Genomic DNA, 20974 nt, shown 5'->3' with positions numbered 1-20974 from the left:
GTATTTTTATTCGATTGTGACCGCGTGTGCAAGCGCAAATTTTCCGCGACCCACAGAATTTGGTAAGTAATCCGTGCGTTAGCGTATGATTGTTTACCCTTTTATAGATGACAGTTTATGCGTCATTCGTTAAAGTTTTCGGTCAATCTGGACATTTTGTATATCAGTCAGTGTTCTTGCTCGGGAGAAGCATGTCGGGATCCAATTCAGCAATAAGCCGCCGCCGTTTGTTAAAAGGGGCCGGGGCAATGTGGTTGCTTAGCGTCAGTCAGGTCGGTCTTGCCGCAACCAGTCAGGTGGTAGCGGTGCGCGTCTGGCCATCGTCGACCTATACGCGCGTGACGGTCGAATCCAATCGCGTGCTGAAATATAAGCAATTTGCCCTCAGCAACCCGGAACGCGTGGTGGTGGATCTCGAAGGCGTTAACCTCAACTCCGTGCTGAAAGGGATGGCGGCGCAGATCCGCGGCGACGATCCGTTTATTAAATCGGCGCGCGTCGGGCAGTTCGACCCGCAAACCGTGCGCATGGTGTTTGAGCTTAAGCAGAACGTGAAGCCGCAGCTGTTCGCCCTAGCGCCCGTCGCGACGTTTAAAGAGCGACTGGTCATGGATCTCTACCCGGCCAATGCGACGGATATTCAGGATCCGCTTCTCGCCCTGCTGGAGGATTACAACAAAGGCGATCTTCAGCGTCAGGTGCCGCCCGCGCAAAGTGGTCCGCAGCCGGGGAAAGCAGGGCGCGATCGTCCGATTGTGATCATGCTCGATCCTGGCCACGGCGGCGAAGACTCCGGCGCGGTGGGAAAATACCGTACGCGTGAAAAAGACGTGGTGCTGCAAATTGCCCGTCGCCTGAAGGCGTTGATTGATAAAGAAGGCAATATGCGCGCCTATATGACGCGCAATGAAGATATCTTTATTCCGCTGAAGGTCCGGGTGGCGAAAGCACAGAAGCAGCGCGCAGATTTGTTCGTGTCGATCCATGCGGATGCGTTTACCAGCCGCCAGCCAAGCGGTTCGTCCGTGTTCGCGCTCTCAACCAAAGGCGCGACCAGTACCGCCGCGAGATACCTTGCGGACACCCAGAACGCCTCGGACCTGATTGGTGGCGTGAGCAAAAGCGGCGATCGCTACGTCGACCACACCATGTTCGATATGGTGCAGTCGCTGACCATTAACGACAGCCTGAAGTTTGGTAAAGCGGTGCTGGGCAAGCTGGGGAACATCAATAAGCTGCATAAGAACAGCGTTGAACAGGCCGGATTTGCGGTACTCAAGGCGCCGGATATTCCGTCCATCCTGGTTGAAACCGCGTTTATCAGTAACGTGGAAGAGGAGCGTAAGCTCAAGACGGCAAAATTCCAGCAGGAGGTTGCGGAGTCGATTCTGGCAGGGATTCGTGCGTATTTCTCTGACGGGGCGACGCTGGCGCGGCGCGGATAACGCTTTCAGCCGGGTACACGCCCGGCAAATTCACAAACGACAGATACAAAAAAACACCCTTCAGGGTGTTTATTGTTTTAGAAGTGTTGGTTGCGGGGGCCGGATTTGAACCGACGACCTTCGGGTTATGAGCCCGACGAGCTACCAGGCTGCTCCACCCCGCGTCCGTGGATGCGCACTATACTCGGATAGACTTGTGATGCAACCCCTTTTTCACATTTATCATGATTTTGTATGCAAATTGAACGACATGGCGTTGTTTGGACTATTTTTTGCGCAAAATTTGCCAAAGGGCATGCGATCGCATTTCATTAGCCCTGGCGGTTTGTTATCTTCATCACGCGGAAATGGGCAACTTAAAGACGAGATATAATGAAAGGACGTTGGGCGAAGTATCTGATGACGGGCGCAATGGTAGCGATTCTTGCGGCCTGTTCTTCCAAACCGACCGATCGCGGTCAACAGTATAAAGACGGGAAGTTATCCCAGCCTTTGTCTTTAGTTAATCAGCCTGATGCTGTCGGCGCACCGATTAATGCCGGTGATTTCTCCGAGCAGGTCTACCAGATCCGCAACGCGTCGCCGCGTCTGTATGGCGCCCAGAGTAGCGTATATAACGCGGTCCAGGACTGGCTGAAAGCAGGCGGCGATACGCGCAATATGCGCCAGTTTGGTATCGACGCCTGGCAGATGGAAGGGGCCGATAACTACGGCAACGTCCAGTTTACCGGCTATTACACCCCAGTTATCCAGGCACGACACTCGCGTCAGGGCGAGTTCCAGTATCCTATCTACCGTATGCCGCCAAAACGCGGTCGCCTCCCGTCGCGCGCCGAGATCTACGCCGGTGCGCTGAGCGAAAACTACGTCCTGGCCTACAGCAACTCCCTGATGGATAACTTCATCATGGACGTTCAGGGCAGCGGCTACATTGATTTTGGCGACGGTTCGCCACTTAACTTCTTCAGCTATTCCGGTAAAAACGGCCACGCCTATCGCAGTATCGGCAAGGTGCTGATCGACCGCGGCGAAGTGAAGAAAGAAGATATGTCGATGCAGGCGATCCGCGAGTGGGGCGAGAAGCACAGCGAGGCCGAGGTGCGCGAGCTGCTTGAGCAGAACCCGTCGTTCGTCTTCTTTAAACCGCAAAACTTCGCGCCGGTGAAAGGGGCGAGCGCAGTTCCGCTGATTGGCCGCGCGTCGGTAGCATCCGATCGTTCGATTATTCCTGCAGGCACCACGCTGCTTGCTGAGGTCCCGCTGCTGGACAACAACGGCAAGTTCAACGGCCAGTATGAGCTGCGTCTGATGGTGGCGCTGGACGTCGGCGGGGCGATTAAAGGCCAGCACTTCGACATCTATCAGGGTATTGGCCCTGACGCAGGTCATCGCGCGGGCTGGTATAATCACTACGGACGCGTGTGGGTACTGAAGGCGGCACCAGGTGCCGGAAACGTATTCAGCGGCTGATTGTGGTATTCTGAGCGCAATACGGATTACTGTTCAGGGTGAGGATAACCTCACCCTTTTTACATCTGAGGTTTTATGTCTGTGGTAATCAGCGACGCCTGGCGCCAGCGTTTTGGCGGGACGGCACGTTTATATGGTGAAAAAGCCCTGCAGCTGTTTGCGGATGCGCATGTCTGCGTCGTGGGCATTGGTGGTGTGGGGTCGTGGGCGGCAGAAGCGCTGGCGAGAACCGGTATTGGCGCAATCACGCTGATAGACATGGATGACGTTTGCGTCACCAACACCAACCGTCAAATCCACGCCCTGCGGGATAGCGTCGGGCTGGCGAAGTCTGAGGTCATGGCGGAGCGTATCCGCCTGATCAACCCGGAATGTCAAGTCACGGTGATCGACGACTTTGTGACGGCAGATAACGTCGCGGAGTATATGAGCAAAGGCTACAGCTATGTGATTGACGCCATCGACAACGTGCGGCCAAAAGCGGCGCTGATCGCCTACTGTCGTCGTTACAAGGTTCCCCTGGTGACGACGGGCGGCGCGGGCGGGCAAATCGACCCTACGCAGATCCAGGTAGCCGATCTGGCGAAAACCATTCAGGATCCGCTGGCGGCTAAGCTGCGTGAGCGCCTGAAGAGCGACTTTAACGTGGTGAAGAACAGCAAAGGCAAGCTGGGCGTTGACTGCGTGTTCTCGACCGAAGCGCTGGTTTACCCGCAGGCGGACGGCTCCGTGTGCGCGATGAAAAGCACGGCGGAAGGACCAAAGAGAATGGATTGCGCCTCAGGCTTTGGCGCGGCCACGATGGTGACCGCTTCCTTTGGCTTTGTGGCGGTGTCACACGCCCTGAAGAAGATGATGGCGAAAGCGGAGCGTCAGGCCTGAGCCTGGCGTGCGGCGTCCTGCACGGCTTCGCTTAGCGCGATCAGCCCCTGACCGCGCGAGGCGCTGAGCTGCGCGCGCAGCCCAAGCTCATCAAATAACGCCAGCGGCGAATGGGCCAGCAGTTCCGCCGCGCTTTTTCCTTCAACAGCGGTCAACAATACTGCCAGCAGGCCCCGGACAATCCGGCCTTCGCTGTCGCCGAAGAAGTGCAGCTTTTCGCCGGAGACGCTCACGCCAAGCCAGACGCGGTTTTCACAGCCTGCGATCTCTTTCGCCTGCGCTTTGAGATCGTCTGAAAGGGCAGGGAGCTGTTTACCCAGCAGGATCAGCTGTCGATATTTATCTTCCCACTGCTGGAGCGGGGCGAAGGTCTGTTTCAAGGTCTCTTCTGTGATGACGGTGCCAAACGGATGTCCGGCTAAAGCAGCGCTAGTCATTAATCCACCAGTATTTCAAGGGCACGGTCAACGGCGGCAACCAGCGCGTCGACATCGCTTTGGGTATTATACGGCGCAAACGAGGCGCGCAGCGTACCGTTAACGCCAAGCGCCGCCAGCAGCGGCTGGGCGCAGTGCTGTCCGGCACGCAGGGCAATGCCATACCCGGCCAGCAGCGTCACCATGTCGCTGTGATGTACGCCCGCAAAATCAAAGGCGAGCAGGCTTGAGTCCTGAACGCGGAACGAGCGGAAGCCCGGGCGCTTTTTGAGTTCTTCCTCTGCCAGCGTCGCCAGCCCCCGGCTCCAGCTTTCAGCCTGAACAATGTCGATTTCAGCCAGCCACTCCAGCGCCGCGCTTAAGCCAATCACCCCCGCCACGTTCGGCGTACCGGCTTCCAGACGATAGGGGACGTCCTGCGTTTTGAAGCCCTCGAACGACACTTCGGTAATCATTTTGCCGCCACCAAGCCACGGCGTCATTTTTGCCAGCAGTTCTGGCTTGCCGTACAGCGCCCCAATACCGGTTGGCCCATAAAGTTTATGTCCTGAGAAGGCATAGAAGTCGATATCCAGCGCCTGCACGTCGGCGGGGAAGTGCACCACGCCCTGAGCGCCGTCGACCATCACCACCATCCCGCTGGCATGGGCTATGCGAATGGCCTGAGCCAGATCCGGGCAACCTCCCGTGACGTTCGACATCTGTCCGAGCGCCAGAATGCGACTGCGGGAGGTAATCAGCTCGGGGAGGCGGGCCACATTTGGCAGAAGGTTTGCCCCCAGCGGAAGCTTCACCACGCGTGCGCCCGTCTGCTCGGCCACCATCAGCCACGGCACCAGGTTGGCGTGATGTTCCGCCTCGCTGACGACGATCTCATCGCCCGGCTGAAGCAGCGGGCGCGCGTAGCACTGGGCCACCATGTTGATGGCCTCGGTCGTGCCGCGCGTCCAGACGATGTTTTTCCCGCTTTCGGCATTGATCAGGCGAGCGACCTGATCGCGTGCCGCTTCATAGCGCGCGGTTAACCGCTGCGCTTCGGCAAACTGGCTGCGATGCACGTTCCCGGCGCTCAGGCTGTAGAACTGCTGCGTGGCCTCAATCACCGCCTGGGGCTTAAGGGCGGTGGCGGCGCTATCCAGATAAATACCGGCATCGGCCAGGGCCGGAAACTGTGCGCGGAACTGCGCAGGGCTGAAAGCGTTCATGGGATTCCTCATTTCAATATAGCGATCGTCGCGCAATTTCAGCTGCAGGGCAAGGAGGTTGATATCTATCAGATTTGTCTGCTTATCCTGATGACCCTAAAAAAGCAGGTTATGCTAAATAGTGTTAGGCGGATGTTTTAGCCTGTTATAAATCGAGGTTTGAATAGCATTAATTGCTAAAGGAGAATAATCATGAATAAGACAGCTGCAATCATTTCTGCCTGTGCGTTTACTTTTGCCCTGAGCGCCTGTTCTGGTAATAACTACGTGATGCACACCAACGATGGTCGTTCTATCGTTTCGGAAGGGAAACCGACTACCGATAATGATACCGGGATGATTTCGTACAAAGATGCTAACGGGAACAAGCAGCAGATCAACCGCACGGACGTGAAAGAGATGAAAGAGATCGAGCATTAACAGATCGCAAGCGAAAAAAAAGCACCGCAAATTGGCGGTGCTACATTAATCACTATGGACAGACAGGGTAAATGTACAGGAAGTGAAAAATTGGTAGCGTTGCTACCGTGGTCTGAATCGCAGACCAATTGCAAACACAACAACACAACATCACAACCGTAAGCCAAAAGCCCTTCAGAACACGCATTCCGAAAAAAGCTCTTCGTTCCGGCTCAGGAAGTGCCGCCACTATAGGTATTTGCTGGTAGTTCCTCAACGGACAAATTATAATGGCTCAGATAAAAAAAACTAATAGGTTAAACGTTGTTTCCTGTTTGTTAAAATCCGTTAACATCTAAGCCAGATAACCATGTCAAAGCGATTGCCACCTCTTAATGCATTACGTGTTTTTGATGCAGCAGCACGTCACCTGAGCTTTACCCGCGCAGCAGATGAGCTTTTTGTGACACAGGCCGCAGTAAGTCACCAAATCAAGTCTCTGGAGGATTTTCTGGGCCTTAAGCTGTTTCGTCGACGCAACCGTTCGTTGCTGTTGACCGAAGAGGGGCAGAGCTATTTTCAGGATATTAAAGAGATTTTTTCTCAGCTTACGGAAGCCACGCGTAAGCTGCAGGCTCGCAGTGCAAAAGGCGCCCTGACTGTCAGTTTATTGCCCAGTTTTGCGATTCAATGGCTGGTGCCCAGACTCTCAAGCTTTAACTCAGCTTATCCGGGGATCGACGTTCGAATCCAGGCGGTAGATCGTCAGGAGGACAAGCTGGCCGATGACGTGGATGTCGCCATTTTTTATGGTCGCGGTAACTGGCCGGGCTTGCGTGTTGAGAAATTATACGCAGAATATCTCCTGCCGGTCTGTTCTCCCCTGCTGTTAACGGGCGACAAGGCGCTGAAGTCTCCCGCTGATCTGGCGCAGCATACGCTTTTGCATGATGCCTCTCGCCGCGACTGGCAAACTTATACCCGTCAATTAGGTCTTACTCATATAAACGTGCAGCAGGGACCCATCTTTAGCCACAGTGCGATGGTGTTACAGGCTGCCATTCACGGACAAGGCGTGGCGTTGGCGAACAACGTTATGGCGCAGTCCGAAATTGAGGCAGGCCGCCTGGTCTGCCCTTTTAATGATGTACTGGTCAGCAAGAATGCGTTTTATCTGGTTTGTCATGACAGTCAGGCAGAACTGGGTAAAATAGCCGCCTTCCGGCAGTGGATACTGGCGAAAGCGGCAACCGAGCAAGAAAAATTCCGCTTCAGGTATGAACAATAACGTTTGTGTGCCGGGCACGCATCAACTCAGGACTTAAACATGACCAGCCGATTCATGCTGATTTTTGCCGCGGTGAGTGGCTTTATTTTTGTTGCACTGGGCGCCTTTGGCGCACATGTATTAAGCAAGTCTTTGGGCGCTGTAGAGATGGGCTGGATCCAGACCGGCCTTGAATATCAGGCATTCCACACGCTGGCTATTTTTGGGCTGGCGGTGGCGATGCAGCGTCGTATCAGTATCTGGTTTTACTGGAGCAGCGTGTTTATGTCGCTGGGTACCGTGTTATTCAGCGGTAGCCTGTACTGCCTTGCGCTCTCACATCTGCGCCTGTGGGCGTTCGTTACACCCGTCGGTGGCTTCAGCTTCCTGGCGGGTTGGGTATTAATGTTTATCGGAGCTATCCGTCTGAAACGCAAGGGCGTTGTTCATGAATAAGGTTGTTTTATATTGTCGCCCGGGGTTTGAGAAAGAGTGCGCCGCGGAAATTACCGATAAAGCGGCGAAGCGCGAAGTCTTCGGCTTTGCCCGCGTAAAAGAGAACGCGGGCTATGTGGTATTCGAATGCTACCAGCCCGAAGACGCAGACAAGCTGGCACGCGAGCTGCCGTTCAGCTCGCTGATCTTTGCTCGCCAGATGTTTGTTGCGGGTGAGCTGCTGAAGGATCTTCCGCCGGAAGACCGCATCACGCCAATTGTCGGCATGCTGCAGGGCGTGGTTGAAAAGGGCGGCGATCTGCGCGTTGAAGTGGCGGATACCAACGAAAGTAAAGAGCTGATGAAGTTCTGCCGTAAGTTCACCGTGCCGCTGCGTGCGGCGCTGCGTGATGCGGGCGTGCTGACGAACTACGAAACGCCGAAGCGTCCGGTGGTGCATATCTTCTTTATCGCACCGGGCTGCTGCTATGCAGGCTATTCGTACACCACCAACAACTCTCCCTTCTTTATGGGCATCCCGCGTTTGCGCTTCCCGGCCGATGCGCCAAGCCGTTCCACGCTCAAGCTGGAAGAGGCGTTCCACGTCTTTATCCCGGCGGATGAGTGGGATGAGCGTCTGGCAAACGGCATGTACGCCGTCGACCTTGGCGCGTGCCCGGGCGGCTGGACCTATCAGCTGGTGAAACGCAACATGTGGGTATCGTCCGTTGATAACGGCCCAATGGCGCAAAGCCTGATGGACACCGGGCAGGTCACCTGGCTGCGTGAAGACGGTTTCCGCTATCGCCCGAACCGTAACAACATCTCGTGGATGGTGTGCGATATGGTTGAGAAGCCGGCAAAAGTCGCCGCGCTGATGGCCTCCTGGCTTGTCAACGGCTGGTGTCGTGAGACCATTTTCAACCTCAAGCTGCCGATGAAAAAGCGCTATGAGGAAGTGTCGCAGAACCTGGCCTACATTCAGGAGCAGATGGATGAACACGGTATTAACGTGGAGATCCAGGCGCGTCAGCTGTATCACGACCGCGAAGAGGTGACGGTGCACATTCGTCGCTGGTGGGCAGCGGTCGGCGGACGTCGCGACGAGCGATAGTGCGTGCTTTGCTTTGCCCGGTGGCGCTGCGCTTACCGGGCAAAAAAAACTGTGTAGTGGTTTTAACGTTCTAAACGCAGCTGCTGTAAATTCCCGTCGAGCTGTAAATCCGTCTGTAGCGTTGCGATTTCCCGGCAGATAAACGCCATCTCTTTATGCGCCTCCAGCTTCTTGCGCCACTTTTCCGGCACCTCATCCAGACGGGCGTAAATCCCTTCCAGACTCTGAAAATCGGCCAGCAGCTGCGCGGCGCTTTTCGGCCCAATACCGGCGACACCCGGAACCTTAGAGCTGCTGATGCCTGCCAGCCCCCAGTAATCAGGCAGTTGTCCAGGCGAGACGCCGAACTCGCTGGCAATAAATGGCGCGTCCAGCCAGCGTTTTTGAAAATAGTCGCGAATGCGGATAGTTGGGGAGAGCAGCTGACAGTAGCCTTTGTCAGTTGAAACGATAGTGGCCTGATGCCCGGCGCTGGCTACCTTTACGGCCAGAGTGGCTGCGAGATCGTCGGCTTCATTTCCCTGTGCGCCCCAGCAGGGGACGCCCCGCTGTTCAAATGCAGCGCGCAGCATGGGCAATTCAGCGTGAAGATCGTCCGGCATCGGTGCGCGTCCGGCTTTGTAGTCGGGCAAACGCTGGTGTCGCCAGCCCGTGTTGCGGTCTTCGTCATCAAAAACCGCGACCGCATGGGTGGGCTCGCTGTGGCGGATAAGCTGTTCCAGCGCGTGCAGGCAGGTGTCTTTACAAGGCGTCCCCTGTACCGCATGGATACGGCGAATCAGGTTTAGTGCATCGACGATAAGTAAATGAACGGCCACAGATAATCTCCCTTCTATCTCATATGTGAAGGGTAACACTGTCAGCAGCGTGAAACTATGAATGGTGGGGAAAACAGGAAGAAGCCTCGCAAAACGAGGCTTCCTGAGAGGCTTAATCGCAGGTTACGATCTTCATCGCCAGGCCGCCGCGAGAGGTTTCGCGGTATTTGGCGTTCATATCTTTACCGGTTTCGTACATGGTTTCGATAACCTTATCGAGACAGACGCGAGGCTCGCTGGTGCGGCGCAGCGCCATTCGCGCCGCGTTAACCGCCTTCACGGAGGCAATCGCGTTACGCTCGATGCACGGAACCTGTACCTGGCCGGCAACCGGGTCGCAGGTCAGCCCCAGGTTGTGTTCCATGCCGATTTCCGCAGCGATGCACACCTGCGCCGGGCTTGCGCCCAAGAGTTCCGCCAGACCCGCTGCCGCCATAGAGCACGCCACGCCGACTTCACCCTGACAGCCCACTTCCGCACCGGAAATAGACGCGTTCATCTTATACAGCGAACCAATCGCACTGGCCACCAGCAGGTAGCGCGCCAGCGAGTTTGCGTTCACTTCACGGATAAACTTGTCGTAGTATGCCAGTACCGCCGGAACGATGCCGCAGGCGCCGTTAGTCGGCGCGGTGACCACACGGCCCCCTGCGGCGTTCTCTTCGTTTACCGCCAGGGCGAACATGTTGATCCAGTCCACCACGGCCATTGGGTCCGTGGTCGTTTTGTCGGTGCTCACCAGCATACGGCGCAGCGCTGCAGCACGACGCGGCACGCGAAGCTTGCCCGGCAGAACGCCTTCGGTGGTGATCCCGCGCTCAATACCGCCGCGCATCACTTCCCAGACGTTAGCGAAGTGCTGTTCGAGCTCCTCTTTGCTGTGAAGTGCCAGCTCGTTTTTCATCATCAGGCCGGAGAGGGAAAGGCCCGTCTCCTGGCAGTGGCGCTGGAGGTCTGCCGCCGTTTTGTACGGATACGGCACCTCGACAGAGGAAGTACTGGTTTGACCAAAGTGGTCTTCGTCGACGATAAAACCGCCGCCGATTGAGTAATACGTCTGGCTGTATACCGCTTTTTCGCCGGCCAGCGCGGTAATGCGCATGCCGTTTTCGTGCAGCGACAGGTTGTCCGCATGGAAATTCATGCAATGGTCAACCGGGAATTCAACCTCGTGCTCGGCGTTCGCCAGCAGCAGGCGCCCGTGGGTATTAACGTCCTGGATGAAACCAGGGATCGCATCAATATCAACGGTATCCGGCAGGTTTCCCGCCAGGCCCATGATAATGGCGATATCGGTATGGTGGCCTTTCCCGGTCAGGGAAAGCGAGCCGTATACATCGACAACCACGCGGGTGATGTCGTGCAAGATGCCGCGTGCAATCAAGTCATCCGTGAACTGCTTACCGGCTTTCATCGGTCCGACGGTATGAGAGCTGGAAGGACCAATACCGATTTTGAAGATATCGAATACGCTAATCATGATGCGTCCATTGCTTTCAGTCAGAGAGGGAGGAGTGCGCCGTCCGAAAACGGCGCGGGTGGTAATCAGAACATGGTGTACAGGGAGTAGAAGATCGCAGAGATTGCGATAAGACCCATGATAACCACAAACACGTTGCTCACATGACCGCTGTACTTACGCATAGCAGGGACTTTCTGAATCGCGTACATCGGCATCAGGAACAGAATCATCGCGATGACCGGGCCGCCCAGGGTTTCAATCATGCCCAGGATGCTTGGGTTCAGGGTCGCTACTGCCCAGGTGGTGAGCAGCATGAACAGCGCGGTGATTTTGTTCAGCTTGTTGATTTCAATGCTCTTGCCTTTACCGCGCAGAGATTTAATCACCATACCGTTGAAGCCTTCACGTGCGCCGAGGTAGTGGCCCAGGAAGGATTTGGTGATGGCGATAATCGCGATGATCGGTGCCATCCACGCAATCAGCGGTGCGTTAAAGTGGTTCGCCAGGTAAGACAGGATAGAGATGTTCTGCTCTTTCGCTGCAGCCAGGTCTGCCGGGGAGAGGCTCAGTACGCAGCTGAAGACGAAGAACATAACGGTCAGAACCATCATGATGTGAGCGCGTGCCAGGATGCTGGAGCACTTCTTCTCTGCGCCGTTACCGTACTCTTCACGTTTCGCAACGGCGAAGGAAGAGATGATTGGAGAGTGGTTGAAGGAGAAGACCATTACCGGAATCGCCAGCCAGAGGGTCATCAGCAGGCCGTTACCGGTCGCCGATGCGCTGCTCAGGGACAGGGTTTCCAGCGCTGCACCGTTCCACTGTGGGATCAGGTAGCAGGCCAGCAGCATCAGAGCAGCCACAAACGGGAACACCAGCACGCTCATCGCCTTCACAATCATCTGCTCACCGAAGCGCACGATGGTCATCATGCCGACAATCAGGATTAGAGACAGGATGGCACGCGGAGGCGGCGTCATGTGCAGCTGGTGCAGCATGAAGCTTTCAACGGTGTTGGTAATCGCCACGCTGTAAACCAGCAGGATAGGGTAAATCGCGAAGAAGTAGAGCAGGGTAATCAGCTTACCTGCGCCCACGCCGAAATGCTCTTCAACCACTTCAGTGATGTCTTCGCCCGGGTTTTTACCGGACAGCACGAAGCGGGTCAAACCGCGGTGTGCAAAGAAGGTCATCGGGAAAGCAATGATAGCCATAATGATCAGCGGAATCAGACCGCCGACGCCTGCGTTGATAGGAAGGAACAGTACACCAGCGCCGATTGCCGTGCCGTAAAGGCCAAGCATCCACATGGTATCCGTTTTGCGCCAACCACTTCGGGATTCAATCGAAGCAACGGTGCTGGTTTGAGTGGTTTCCATCTATATCTCCTGGAGGAAGCGAATTGTCAGGTTTTTAGTCAAATCCGATGAAAAAGTGCCTGACGGTAATATGAAATTCGTTCAGTGACGGTTTTTTAATAATTTTTGCCCGTAACTATTGGCGGGCGGAAAGATACATTCTAGTTATGAATCTATCAGTGATCCTGATCCCAAATGCAATAATCCACTTATGATGTGGGCATCTTTAGACCATTTATCTGTTAAAAAAACACCAAAGAGAATTTACGTGCGCGAAGGCTACCACCAACGACATGTGAGCTGAAAGACTGGCCCGTGATATAGGTGTCTTTAGCTGTAAAGAAAGGGGTTTTTAGTATTTTCTGACGGGTAATTTAGATTAAGGCTGATAATTTACGGTTGAGAAAACAAGGTAATCGTTTGCGTTTGGGCATAGTTTGTTAAAGACATAAGTGATTCGTATGAATTACATCAGGAATAAAAAAAGCCGGGACGCGCAACAGGGCGACCCGGCTTTGATGAGATATCGCTAAGCGTTATGTGCAGATTTCGTAGCAAGGAATATAGGCTGAGCCTGGCAGCTTCATGCGGTGCTGGGCGACAAAGCCCTGCAGCATGTCGTCCATGCGGCGCATCATCTCCGGGTCGCCGTGGATCTTGTACGGACCGTATTGTTCAATGGCGCGGATGCCCATCTCTTTCACGTTGCCCGCGACAATACCGGAGAAGGCGCGACGCAGATCCGCAGCCAGCACTTCCACCGGCTGGTCCGGGTAGAGTTTCAGGTTCGCCATATTTTCGTGCGTTGGCTCGAACGGGATCTGCAGGTCTGGCGCAATACGGATTGACCAGTTAAAGCTGTACGCATCGCCGGTATCGCGACGGTTCTCCTTCACCAGCGGCATCGCTTTTTTCATCTGGCGCGCCACTTCCGCGGCATCGTCAATGATGATGCGATAGTGGCGACGCGCGGCTTCACCCAGCGTGTGCACGATAAACTCGTCCAGCACGCGGAAGTAGTCGGCGCTCTCTTTTGGCCCGGTCAGGATCAGCGGCAGAACCTGATCCTTGTTGGCCGGGTTCATCAGAATACCCAGCAGATAGAGCAGCTCTTCCGCTGTCCCCACGCCGCCCGGGAAGATGATAATGCCGTGGGCGATACGGACAAACGCTTCAAGACGCTTCTCAATATCCGGCATGATAATCAGCTCATTAACCAGCGGGTTAGGTGGCTCAGCGGCGATGATGGACGGTTCGGTCATGCCGATAAACCGTCCCTCTTTATAACGCTGTTGCGCATGCCCAACCGCCGCTCCTTTCATTGGTGCTTCCATCGCACCCGGACCGCAGCCGGTACAGATATTCAGCTCACGCAGGCCGAGTTGCGTTCCAACCCGACGGGCATAAAGGTATTCGGTTTCGTTAATGGAGTGGCCGCCCCAGCAGACAACCATGTTCGGCGCTTCGCCAACGTGCAGGGCACGGGCGTTACGCAAAATGGAGAACACCAGGTTGGTGATATGGACCGAGCTTTCCAGATCGAGATGCTGAAAACGACCTGCGTTGTGGATCTGCCCGTTAACAAACAGGATGTCACGCAGCACGGCAAACAGGTTAGCCTGAAGTGAACGAATGATACGCCCGTCAACAAAGGCCTCTTCCGGCGGGTTGATGACTTCAAGCTTCACGCCACGCTCGCGGCGCAGCACGTTGATATCAAAGCTTTCGAAGCGGGACAGCAGTTCTTTACTGTTATCTGTCAGGCTTCCGGAGTTCAGTACGGCAAGTGAACAGTTACGAAACAGTTGATAAAGATCGCTGCTGGCCGTGCGCTTAAGCATGTCCACTTCCAGCTGCGACAACATATCCATTGAGCCAAGCGGGCTAATATGTGTAATCAAGTGAGCTCCTTACGGGACGATTATCGTCTTTCCCTGTTGATTACAATAGCCCTGGCGCGTGACGTTTCACAACCTAAAGCGCGGAAGATACCGCGCATATTGTGAAAATATTTATATTATTGACGCACCAGCCGTCCGGTCGCCGGCACAAAATCGGTGTTGGTGCGCCACGGGTTGATGTCCAGACCGCCGCGGCGGGTATAGCGCGCGTAAACGCTCAGTTTTTCTGGCTGGCAGAAGCGCTGAATATCGCTAAAGATGCGCTCCACGCACTGCTCGTGGAATTCGTTGTGATGTCGGAATGACACCAGGTAGCGCAGCAATTTTTCCCGGTCGATTTTCGGGCCGCGGTACTGGATCTGCACTGAGCCCCAGTCCGGCTGGTGGGTGATCAGGCAGTTGGATTTCAGCAGATGGCTGACCAGCGTCTCTTCGACCACCTTGCCACTCGCCGCGTTTTCGAGGTAATCGGCGCTGAATTCATAATTTTCCACCTCAATATCCTGATCGTCGATGCAGGTCCCGTTGAAGTGGGCGACTGGCTGCCCTTCCAGCTCGTGCAGGCGATACAGTGAAACGCTCACCTTTCCCTGCGCGCAGGCGCTTAAATCACGTTCCAGCGTGTGCTGAACGTCGTCCCAGCTGTTAAATTTTGTCTGGTTAAAGCTGTTGAGATAGAGCTTAAAGCTTTTAGACTCGACGAGATTCACGCTGGCATAGTCCAGCTCAACGTGGCCCACCGCCACCTGCGGCAGGCCGCGTGCGTTGAGCCACGAGAGTTCGTACAGCGTCCAGATATCGCCACCCACGAACGGCAGCGCGTCTGCGTGCAGACCCAGAGGATCGCGGTTCAGGCTGCGCGGCACGCCCTGCAGCAGGCTTGCATCGTAGGTATCGCGGTAATCGGTCGATTTACCCAGCGTTAAGCCGGTTAACGCCTGATGATTTTCGTAAGACATGTTTCATAGCCACTTTACAGGTACACTTATGGCCTGAGTTTATCCTGTCTGACAAGAAGAGAGAAATCGGTGGACATCGAAACTGCAAATGCCCTCACTACCTTTACGACCCGCTACTGCGACGCATGGCATGAAAAGCAGGGCTCGTGGCCGCAAAGTTCTGATTTATATGGCGTACCTTCACCGTGTATTATCTCTTCGCTCGACGGTTACGTTATCTGGCAACCAAAACCCTTCGACGGCGAGCAAAATGTAAATGCGGTTGAGCGGGCAATGGACATTGTGGTACAACCAGCGGTTCACGCATTTTATACCGCGCAGTTTGCAGGGGATATGCCCGCGCGCTTTGCCGATATCACGCTGACGCTGTTGCAGACCTGGAGCGAAGACGATCTGCAGCGTGTTCAGGAAAACCTGATTGGTCATCTTGTCACGCAAAAACGCCTTAAGCTTTCTCCAACGCTCTTTATTGCCACGCTGGACAGCGAACTGGATGTGTTATCCGTCTGTAACCTGTCAGGTGAAGTGGTTAAAGAGACTATCGGTACCCGCAATCGCGAGACTCTCGCCCCCTCTCTTGCGGATTTCCTCACCCGACTTGAGCCACTTCTGTAATCCCTGATGCTATATCGCGTGTGAGAGATCTCTTACAACGTTTGTGAGAGATCGCTGGAACATTCAGTCTTACCTCATTTAATTCAGATTAATATCAATCTATTTTTCAATAGATTAGTGGTTCGTCCTATTATTTTTAGGGAGTCCCTGCGTCTTACAACGCTGGCTGAGTGGGTTGTAAGACGAAGCGGAATAGCGGATTCTATCTCCGTCGACAGGAAGCCGACACGAGAAACGAACATCAGGATGATGGCGTTTCTCAGTCAGGACTCGTCAGGATGGCGCTGCAGGAAGGCTTCAGGATGAAGCGAAGCGGATAACGCAGGATGCGTAAGGGACACCTCCAGGAAGGAGAATGAGAGCCGGTCAGGATGGTCGGTGGGTCAGGAAGGCCAGGACGTTTCAGGATGAAACAAACACGTCAGGAAGATGTGTGAAGGATGCAAAAGGTAGACGGATGACCAGGCCTTCGGGCTTCAGGAAAAGTTGTCACGGATGAGCAGGGAGCACGAATTGTAGCTGGAATGCTGCGAAACGAACCGGGAGCACTGTTTTTACAGTGCTCCCTTTTTTTATTTCTGCCTTCCGCAATGCTATGCTGCGCGCCGTTCACTTTTTCAGTTGAGGTTACTATGACGCAACACGATAGCGTTCGTGCTCAGTTGCACGCCATCGAAGCCCTTTTGCGCCAACATCAGCTGTGGCAGGAGACCGCGCCGCAGCCAGAAGCGTTCGCGAGCACCCAGCCTTTCTGCCTGGATACGCTGGCCCCGTTTGAGTGGCTGCAGTGGGTGTTAATTCCGCGCATGCACGCCCTGCTTGAGGGCGGTCATCCGCTGCCGCAGGCGTTTGCTGTCTCTCCCTATTATGAAATGGCGCTCGAAGCGACGCATCCTGCGCGCGACGTCATGCTGGTCGAACTGGAAAAACTGGATTCCCTGTTTGCCGGTGAAGATGCATGACGCTTGAGATCCTCTATCAGGACGAGTGGCTGGTGGCGGTGAATAAACCGTCCGGCTGGCTGGTACACCGCAGCTGGCTCGATCGTGATGAGAAAGTGGTGGTGATGCAGACCGTTCGCGATCAGATTGGTCAGCATGTTTTTACCGCCCATCGTCTCGACCGGCCGACCTCCGGCGTGCTGCTGATGGGGCTTTCCAGCGAGGCGGGGCGTCTGCTGGCGCAGCAGTTTGAACAACATCAGATCCAGAAGCGCTACCACGCGATCGTGCGGGGCTGGCTGACCGAGTCCGCCACGCTGGACTACCCGCTGGTGGAGGAGCTGGACAAAATCGCCGATAAATTTGCCCGCGATGACAAAGGCCCCCAGCCCGCCGTGACGGATTATCGCGGTATGGCGACGACGGAAATGCCGGTGGCAACCAGCAAATTTCCGACCACGCGCTACAGCCTGGTTGAGCTTCTGCCCAAAACCGGGCGTAAGCACCAGCTGCGACGCCACCTTGCGCATCTGCGCCACCCGATTATTGGCGACAGCAAACACGGTGATTTACGCCAGAACCGCAGCGCGGCCGAACACTTTGGCTGCCATCGTCTGATGCTGCACGCGAGCGAGCTCAGCCTGACGCACCCGTTTACCGGCGAGCCGCTGACTATCCGTGCGCGGCTGGACGACGTCTGGATGCAGGCGCTGTCACAGTTTGGCTGGCTGGGACAACTCCCCGAAAATGAAAGGGTTGAGTTTGTATCGGGCAACGTTCAGGATGAACAGTAAACGCATTCAATATGGGAAAATAGCATGGCTGAAGTAGGCATTTTTGTCGGCACAATGTACGGCAACTCGCTGCTGGTAGCGGAAGAGGCTGAGGCAATACTCGCCAGCCAGGGCCATAAAGCCACGGTCTATGAAGATCCGGAGCTGGCGGACTGGGAAAAGTATAAAGATAAATACATTCTGGTGGTGACCTCCACCACCGGGCAGGGCGACCTGCCGGACAGCATCGTGCCGCTGTTCCAGGGCATTAAAGACCAGCTTGGCTATCAGCCAGATGTTCACTACGGCATCATCGCCCTCGGCGACAGCTCTTACGCTAACTTCTGCGGCGGCGGCAAGCAGTTCGATGCGCTCCTGCAGGAACAGAGCGCCCAGCGCGTCGGCGAGATGCTGCTGATTGACGCGGGTGAGCACCCGGAGCCAGAAAGCGAATCAAACCCGTGGGTCGAACACTGGGCAACGCTTCTTAAATAGTTCTCCAGGCCGGGTAAGGCTTAACCGCCACCCGGCAACGAAGCCGCACCAAATCCTCGATTCCGTGAAGCATCTTCAACTGCTTTGGGCTTATGCCCCAAACCACGTTCCCTACTCCTTTCAATGTTGTGTTTTTGCACGGTGAGGAGAAGAGGCTCTCCTTCATATACTTTCCCGGTCACTATAAAACGGCTTCAGGCCGTACTAAAACGACAAAAACCAATCTCATTCTGATTACCCTACCGGTGCTGTACAGAATGAACCAGGCGAAAGCTATGTTTCAGGAGTGCAACAATGAGTACATTAAGCCACGCAGCGAGCAGCGCTGAAAAGCGCACCAATGCCCGCTACTGGATAGTGGTGATGCTGTTTATCGTCACGTCCTTTAACTATGGTGACCGCGCCACGCTGTCGATTGCCGGTTCGGAAATGGCAAAAGATATCGGCCTTGATCCGGTGGGGATGGGTTACGTTTTCTCCGCATTTTCATGGGCCTACGTCATCGGGCAAATTCCTGGCGGCTGGCTGCTGGACCGTTTTGGCTCGAAACGCGTCTATTTCTGGTCCATCTTCATCTGGTCTGCCTTTACCCTGCTGCAGGGCTTCGTCGATATCTTCAGCGGCTTCGGCATTATCGTGGCGCTCTTCACGCTGCGCTTCCTGGTGGGGCTAGCGGAAGCACCTTCCTTCCCGGGCAACAGCCGCATTGTGGCGGCCTGGTTCCCGGCGCAAGAGAGGGGAACGGCGGTGGCGATTTTCAACTCCGCACAGTACTTCGCGACGGTGATCTTTGCGCCCATTATGGGCTGGCTGACCCATGAGGTGGGCTGGTCACACGTCTTCTTCTTCATGGGCGGGCTTGGGATCGTCATCAGCTTTATCTGGCTGAAAGTGATCCACGAACCCAACCAGCATCCAGGCGTAAACAAAAAAGAGCTGGAGTACATCGCGGAAGGCGGCGCGCTGATCAACATGGATCAGAAATCCTCGACGGCGAAAGTGCCGTTCAGCCAGAAATGGGCGCAGATCAGGCAGCTCGTCGGCTCGCGCATGATGATCGGCATCTATCTGGGCCAGTACTGTATCAACGCCTTGACCTACTTTTTCATCACCTGGTTCCCGGTTTACCTGGTACAGGCACGCGGAATGTCGATTCTGAAAGCGGGGTTTGTCGCCTCGGTCCCGGCCATCTGCGGCTTCGTGGGGGGCGTGCTCGGCGGGGTGATTTCCGACTGGCTGATGCGCCGCACCGGTTCCCTGAACATCGCGCGTAAAACGCCCATCGTGCTCGGCATGCTGCTCTCCATGACCATGGTGTTCTGTAACTACGTCAATGCCGAGTGGATGATTATCGGCTTTATGGCGATGGCCTTCTTCGGCAAAGGCATTGGCGCGCTGGGCTGGGCGGTGATGGCGGATACGGCACCGAAAGAGATCAGCGGCCTGAGCGGCGGTCTGTTCAACATGTTCGGCAACATCTCCGGGATTGTTACGCCCATCGCTATCGGCTACATCGTCGGCACCACCGGCTCCTTTAACGGTGCGCTGATTTACGTAGGTGTGCATGCGCTGGTGGCGGTGCTGAGTTACCTGGTGCTGGTGGGGGATATCAAACGCGTCGAACTTAAACCTGTAGCGGAGCGTGGATGATGACAACGCAATCGAGTCCAACCATCACGGAGATGAAGGTCATCCCGGTGGCCGGACAGGACAGCATGCTGCTCAATATAGGCGGTGCACATAACGCATGGTTTACCCGTAATATCGTCGTGCTGAAAGACAGCGCGGGGAACACCGGCGTGGGCGAGGCTCCTGGTGGAGAGGTGATTTACCAGACGCTGGTTGATGCCATTCCGCAGGTCGTGGGCCAGGAGGTCGCTCGTCTGAATAAGGTGGTTCAGCGGGTGCATAAGGGCAATCAGTCGGCGGATTTTGATACGTTCGGTAAAGGTGCCTGGACGTTTGAACTGCGGGTCAACGCCGTCGCCGCCCTGGAGGCCGCCCTGCTCGATTTACTGGGTAAGGCGCTCAATGTTCCGGTTTGCGAGCTGCTGGGGCCCGGCAAACAGCGCGAAGCTGTTACCGTGCTGGGCTATCTGTTTTACGTTGGCGATCGTAATAAAACCGATCTCCCCTATCTGGCCCGAACCGCGGGCGATCACGACTGGTATCAGCTGCGCCATCAGGAAGCGCTCTCCAGCGACGCGGTGGTACGGCTGGCCGAGGCGGCGCAGGATCGCTACGGCTTTAAGGATTTCAAGCTGAAGGGCGGCGTGCTGCCCGGCGAGCGGGAGATTGAAACGGCCCGGGCGCTGAAAAAACGCTTCCCTGATGCACGGATCACCGTCGATCCCAACGGCGCATGGCTGCTGGATGAAGCCATTAGCCTGTGCAAAGGGCTGGGCGATGTCCTGACCTATGCAGAAGACCCCTGTGGCGCGGAGCAAGGATTCTCGGGTCGTGAAGTCATGGCTGAGTTCCGTCGCGCCACCGGGCTGCCGGTCGCGACCAATATGATCGCCACCAACTGGCGCGAAATGGGTCACGCGGTGATGCTTAACGCCGTCGACATACCGCTGGCGGACCCGCACTTCTGGACGCTCTCAGGCGCAGTTCGCGTGGCCCAGCTGTGCGATGAGTGGGGGCTCACCTGGGGCTGTCACTCGAACAATCACTTTGATATTTCGCTGGCGATGTTTACCCACGTTGGCGCGGCGGCGCCGGGTAACCCGACCGCCATCGATACCCACTGGATTTGGCAGGAAGGTGAAGCCCGACTGACGAAAAATCCGCTGGAAATCATAGATGGCAAAATTGCCGTACCGGATGCGCCGGGTCTGGGCGTGGAGCTGGACTGGGATCGGATCCATAAAGCCCATGAGGCGTATAAAAAGCTACCGGGCGGCGCGCGTAACGACGCGGGCCCGATGCAGTACCTTATCCCCGGCTGGACATTTGACCGTAAGCGCCCTGTTTTTGGACGTAACTGATAAAAGGA

Annotated in this window: 20 protein-coding genes and 1 tRNA gene; 13 read left to right on the top strand and 8 right to left on the bottom strand. The window is 55.6% G+C overall.

What is annotated here, in order from left to right; translation table 11 throughout:
• Window positions 1–191: 191 nt before the first annotated feature.
• Window positions 192–1445, top strand: a complete 1254-nt coding sequence (amiC, locus tag UR504_RS08355) for an N-acetylmuramoyl-L-alanine amidase AmiC (protein ID WP_023309036.1) — start codon at window positions 192–194, stop codon at window positions 1443–1445.
• 87 nt (window positions 1446–1532) lie between these two features.
• On the opposite strand, the gene UR504_RS08350 is transcribed toward amiC, so the two are convergent.
• Window positions 1533–1609: transfer RNA gene (locus UR504_RS08350), tRNA-Met, on the bottom strand.
• 208 nt (window positions 1610–1817) lie between these two features.
• Here UR504_RS08350 and mltA point away from each other — a divergent pair.
• Both mltA and tcdA read left to right on the top strand, forming a co-directional pair.
• On the top strand, window positions 1818–2915 hold the full coding sequence (gene mltA, locus UR504_RS08345) for a murein transglycosylase A (protein WP_302236359.1): 1098 nt from the start codon (window positions 1818–1820) through the stop codon (window positions 2913–2915).
• Window positions 2916–2990: 75 nt separating this feature from the next.
• On the top strand, window positions 2991–3797 hold the full coding sequence (gene tcdA, locus UR504_RS08340; RefSeq protein ID WP_320739594.1) for a tRNA cyclic N6-threonylcarbamoyladenosine(37) synthase TcdA: 807 nt from the start codon (window positions 2991–2993) through the stop codon (window positions 3795–3797).
• Here the strand turns inward: tcdA and csdE are convergent.
• On the bottom strand, window positions 3788–4234 hold the full coding sequence (csdE, locus tag UR504_RS08335; RefSeq protein WP_115876194.1) for a cysteine desulfurase sulfur acceptor subunit CsdE: 447 nt from the start codon (window positions 4232–4234) through the stop codon (window positions 3788–3790). The two genes, tcdA and csdE, sit on opposite strands and share 10 nt — an antisense overlap.
• Window positions 4234–5439 carry a cysteine desulfurase CsdA gene (gene csdA / locus UR504_RS08330; RefSeq protein WP_302236366.1) on the bottom strand — a complete coding sequence of 402 codons (1206 nt, stop codon included), beginning with the start codon at window positions 5437–5439 and terminating at the stop codon, window positions 4234–4236. Before csdA ends, csdE begins: the two co-directional genes overlap by 1 nt.
• 192 nt (window positions 5440–5631) lie before the next feature.
• Between csdA and UR504_RS08325 the strand changes: the two genes are divergently transcribed.
• The 4 genes from UR504_RS08325 (at window position 5632) to rlmM (ending at window position 8654) form a co-directional block, all read left to right on the top strand.
• A complete protein-coding gene (locus UR504_RS08325; protein ID WP_008499648.1) occupies window positions 5632–5859 on the top strand; it encodes a YgdI/YgdR family lipoprotein in 228 nt (75 codons plus the stop codon).
• A gap of 349 nt (window positions 5860–6208) precedes the next feature.
• Window positions 6209–7126, top strand: a complete 918-nt coding sequence (gene gcvA / locus UR504_RS08320) for a glycine cleavage system transcriptional regulator GcvA (RefSeq protein ID WP_032643156.1) — start codon at window positions 6209–6211, stop codon at window positions 7124–7126.
• Between the two features lie 39 nt (window positions 7127–7165).
• Complete coding sequence (locus tag UR504_RS08315; RefSeq protein ID WP_320739593.1) at window positions 7166–7561, top strand: DUF423 domain-containing protein; 396 nt, start codon at window positions 7166–7168, stop codon at window positions 7559–7561.
• Entirely contained in the window at window positions 7554–8654 is a 1101-nt protein-coding gene (gene rlmM, locus UR504_RS08310) for a 23S rRNA (cytidine(2498)-2'-O)-methyltransferase RlmM (protein ID WP_111965427.1), read from the top strand. Before UR504_RS08315 ends, rlmM begins: the two co-directional genes overlap by 8 nt.
• Before the next feature lie 62 nt (window positions 8655–8716).
• Here rlmM and xni read toward each other — a convergent pair whose 3' ends face one another.
• The 5 genes from xni to queF all read right to left on the bottom strand — a co-directional run bounded on the left by xni (window position 8717) and on the right by queF (window position 15152).
• Window positions 8717–9472: a flap endonuclease Xni gene (gene xni, locus UR504_RS08305; RefSeq protein ID WP_115876191.1), complete on the bottom strand. Its 756-nt coding sequence runs from the start codon at window positions 9470–9472 to the stop codon at window positions 8717–8719.
• A 112-nt stretch (window positions 9473–9584) separates the two neighbouring features.
• The gene (locus tag UR504_RS08300) at window positions 9585–10952 is read right to left on the bottom strand and encodes an L-serine ammonia-lyase (protein ID WP_302236378.1); all 1368 of its coding nucleotides are present in this window, start codon (window positions 10950–10952) and stop codon (window positions 9585–9587) included.
• Window positions 10953–11017: 65 nt separating this feature from the next.
• Window positions 11018–12313: an HAAAP family serine/threonine permease gene (locus tag UR504_RS08295; protein WP_111965430.1), complete on the bottom strand. Its 1296-nt coding sequence runs from the start codon at window positions 12311–12313 to the stop codon at window positions 11018–11020.
• A gap of 515 nt (window positions 12314–12828) precedes the next feature.
• On the bottom strand, window positions 12829–14193 hold the full coding sequence (gene ppnN, locus UR504_RS08290; RefSeq protein WP_023309027.1) for a nucleotide 5'-monophosphate nucleosidase PpnN: 1365 nt from the start codon (window positions 14191–14193) through the stop codon (window positions 12829–12831).
• Window positions 14194–14309: 116 nt separating this feature from the next.
• A complete protein-coding gene (gene queF / locus UR504_RS08285) occupies window positions 14310–15152 on the bottom strand; it encodes an NADPH-dependent 7-cyano-7-deazaguanine reductase QueF (protein WP_021241894.1) in 843 nt (280 codons plus the stop codon).
• A 69-nt stretch (window positions 15153–15221) separates the two neighbouring features.
• Here queF and syd point away from each other — a divergent pair, with 69 nt between their 5' ends.
• The 6 genes from syd to UR504_RS08255 all read left to right on the top strand — a co-directional run bounded on the left by syd (window position 15222) and on the right by UR504_RS08255 (window position 20966).
• On the top strand, window positions 15222–15767 hold the full coding sequence (gene syd / locus UR504_RS08280) for a SecY-interacting protein (protein ID WP_115876189.1): 546 nt from the start codon (window positions 15222–15224) through the stop codon (window positions 15765–15767).
• A 632-nt stretch (window positions 15768–16399) separates the two neighbouring features.
• Window positions 16400–16729, top strand: a complete 330-nt coding sequence (locus UR504_RS08275; RefSeq protein WP_047173524.1) for a YqcC family protein — start codon at window positions 16400–16402, stop codon at window positions 16727–16729.
• Entirely contained in the window at window positions 16726–17502 is a 777-nt protein-coding gene (gene truC / locus UR504_RS08270; protein ID WP_127732184.1) for a tRNA pseudouridine(65) synthase TruC, read from the top strand. The genes UR504_RS08275 and truC overlap by 4 nt, the downstream gene beginning before the upstream one ends.
• 24 nt (window positions 17503–17526) lie before the next feature.
• Window positions 17527–17976, top strand: coding sequence for a flavodoxin (locus UR504_RS08265; protein WP_029741558.1), 450 nt, complete (start codon window positions 17527–17529; stop codon window positions 17974–17976).
• 294 nt (window positions 17977–18270) lie between these two features.
• On the top strand, window positions 18271–19626 hold the full coding sequence (gene gudP, locus UR504_RS08260) for a galactarate/glucarate/glycerate transporter GudP (RefSeq protein ID WP_090418491.1): 1356 nt from the start codon (window positions 18271–18273) through the stop codon (window positions 19624–19626).
• Entirely contained in the window at window positions 19626–20966 is a 1341-nt protein-coding gene (locus UR504_RS08255) for an enolase C-terminal domain-like protein (RefSeq protein ID WP_302236704.1), read from the top strand. The genes gudP and UR504_RS08255 overlap by 1 nt, the downstream gene beginning before the upstream one ends.
• Window positions 20967–20974 lie beyond the last annotated feature (8 nt).

The organism is Enterobacter sp. 241F3 (assembly GCF_034106785.1).
Classification (GTDB): domain Bacteria; phylum Pseudomonadota; class Gammaproteobacteria; order Enterobacterales; family Enterobacteriaceae; genus Enterobacter; species Enterobacter vonholyi.
Note: the sequence above shows the minus strand (reverse complement) of the source record. Positions and strands in the feature narration are given on the sequence as shown.

Bases quoted from the DNA above. Each gene is read 5' to 3' on its own strand.
- amiC (WP_023309036.1), top strand. From the start codon at position 192: ATGTCGGGATCCAATTCAGCAATAAGCCGCCGCCGTTTGTTAAAAGGG.
- mltA (WP_302236359.1), top strand. From the start codon at position 1,818: ATGAAAGGACGTTGGGCGAAGTATCTGATGACGGGCGCAATGGTAGCG.
- tcdA (WP_320739594.1), top strand. From the start codon at position 2,991: ATGTCTGTGGTAATCAGCGACGCCTGGCGCCAGCGTTTTGGCGGGACG.
- csdE (WP_115876194.1), bottom strand. From the start codon at position 4,234: ATGACTAGCGCTGCTTTAGCCGGACATCCGTTTGGCACCGTCATCACA.
- csdA (WP_302236366.1), bottom strand. From the start codon at position 5,439: ATGAACGCTTTCAGCCCTGCGCAGTTCCGCGCACAGTTTCCGGCCCTG.
- UR504_RS08325 (WP_008499648.1), top strand. From the start codon at position 5,632: ATGAATAAGACAGCTGCAATCATTTCTGCCTGTGCGTTTACTTTTGCC.
- gcvA (WP_032643156.1), top strand. From the start codon at position 6,209: ATGTCAAAGCGATTGCCACCTCTTAATGCATTACGTGTTTTTGATGCA.
- UR504_RS08315 (WP_320739593.1), top strand. From the start codon at position 7,166: ATGACCAGCCGATTCATGCTGATTTTTGCCGCGGTGAGTGGCTTTATT.
- rlmM (WP_111965427.1), top strand. From the start codon at position 7,554: ATGAATAAGGTTGTTTTATATTGTCGCCCGGGGTTTGAGAAAGAGTGC.
- UR504_RS08300 (WP_302236378.1), bottom strand. From the start codon at position 10,952: ATGATTAGCGTATTCGATATCTTCAAAATCGGTATTGGTCCTTCCAGC.
- UR504_RS08295 (WP_111965430.1), bottom strand. From the start codon at position 12,313: ATGGAAACCACTCAAACCAGCACCGTTGCTTCGATTGAATCCCGAAGT.
- queF (WP_021241894.1), bottom strand. From the start codon at position 15,152: ATGTCTTACGAAAATCATCAGGCGTTAACCGGCTTAACGCTGGGTAAA.
- UR504_RS08275 (WP_047173524.1), top strand. From the start codon at position 16,400: ATGACGCAACACGATAGCGTTCGTGCTCAGTTGCACGCCATCGAAGCC.
- truC (WP_127732184.1), top strand. From the start codon at position 16,726: ATGACGCTTGAGATCCTCTATCAGGACGAGTGGCTGGTGGCGGTGAAT.
- UR504_RS08265 (WP_029741558.1), top strand. From the start codon at position 17,527: ATGGCTGAAGTAGGCATTTTTGTCGGCACAATGTACGGCAACTCGCTG.
- gudP (WP_090418491.1), top strand. From the start codon at position 18,271: ATGAGTACATTAAGCCACGCAGCGAGCAGCGCTGAAAAGCGCACCAAT.
- UR504_RS08255 (WP_302236704.1), top strand. From the start codon at position 19,626: ATGACAACGCAATCGAGTCCAACCATCACGGAGATGAAGGTCATCCCG.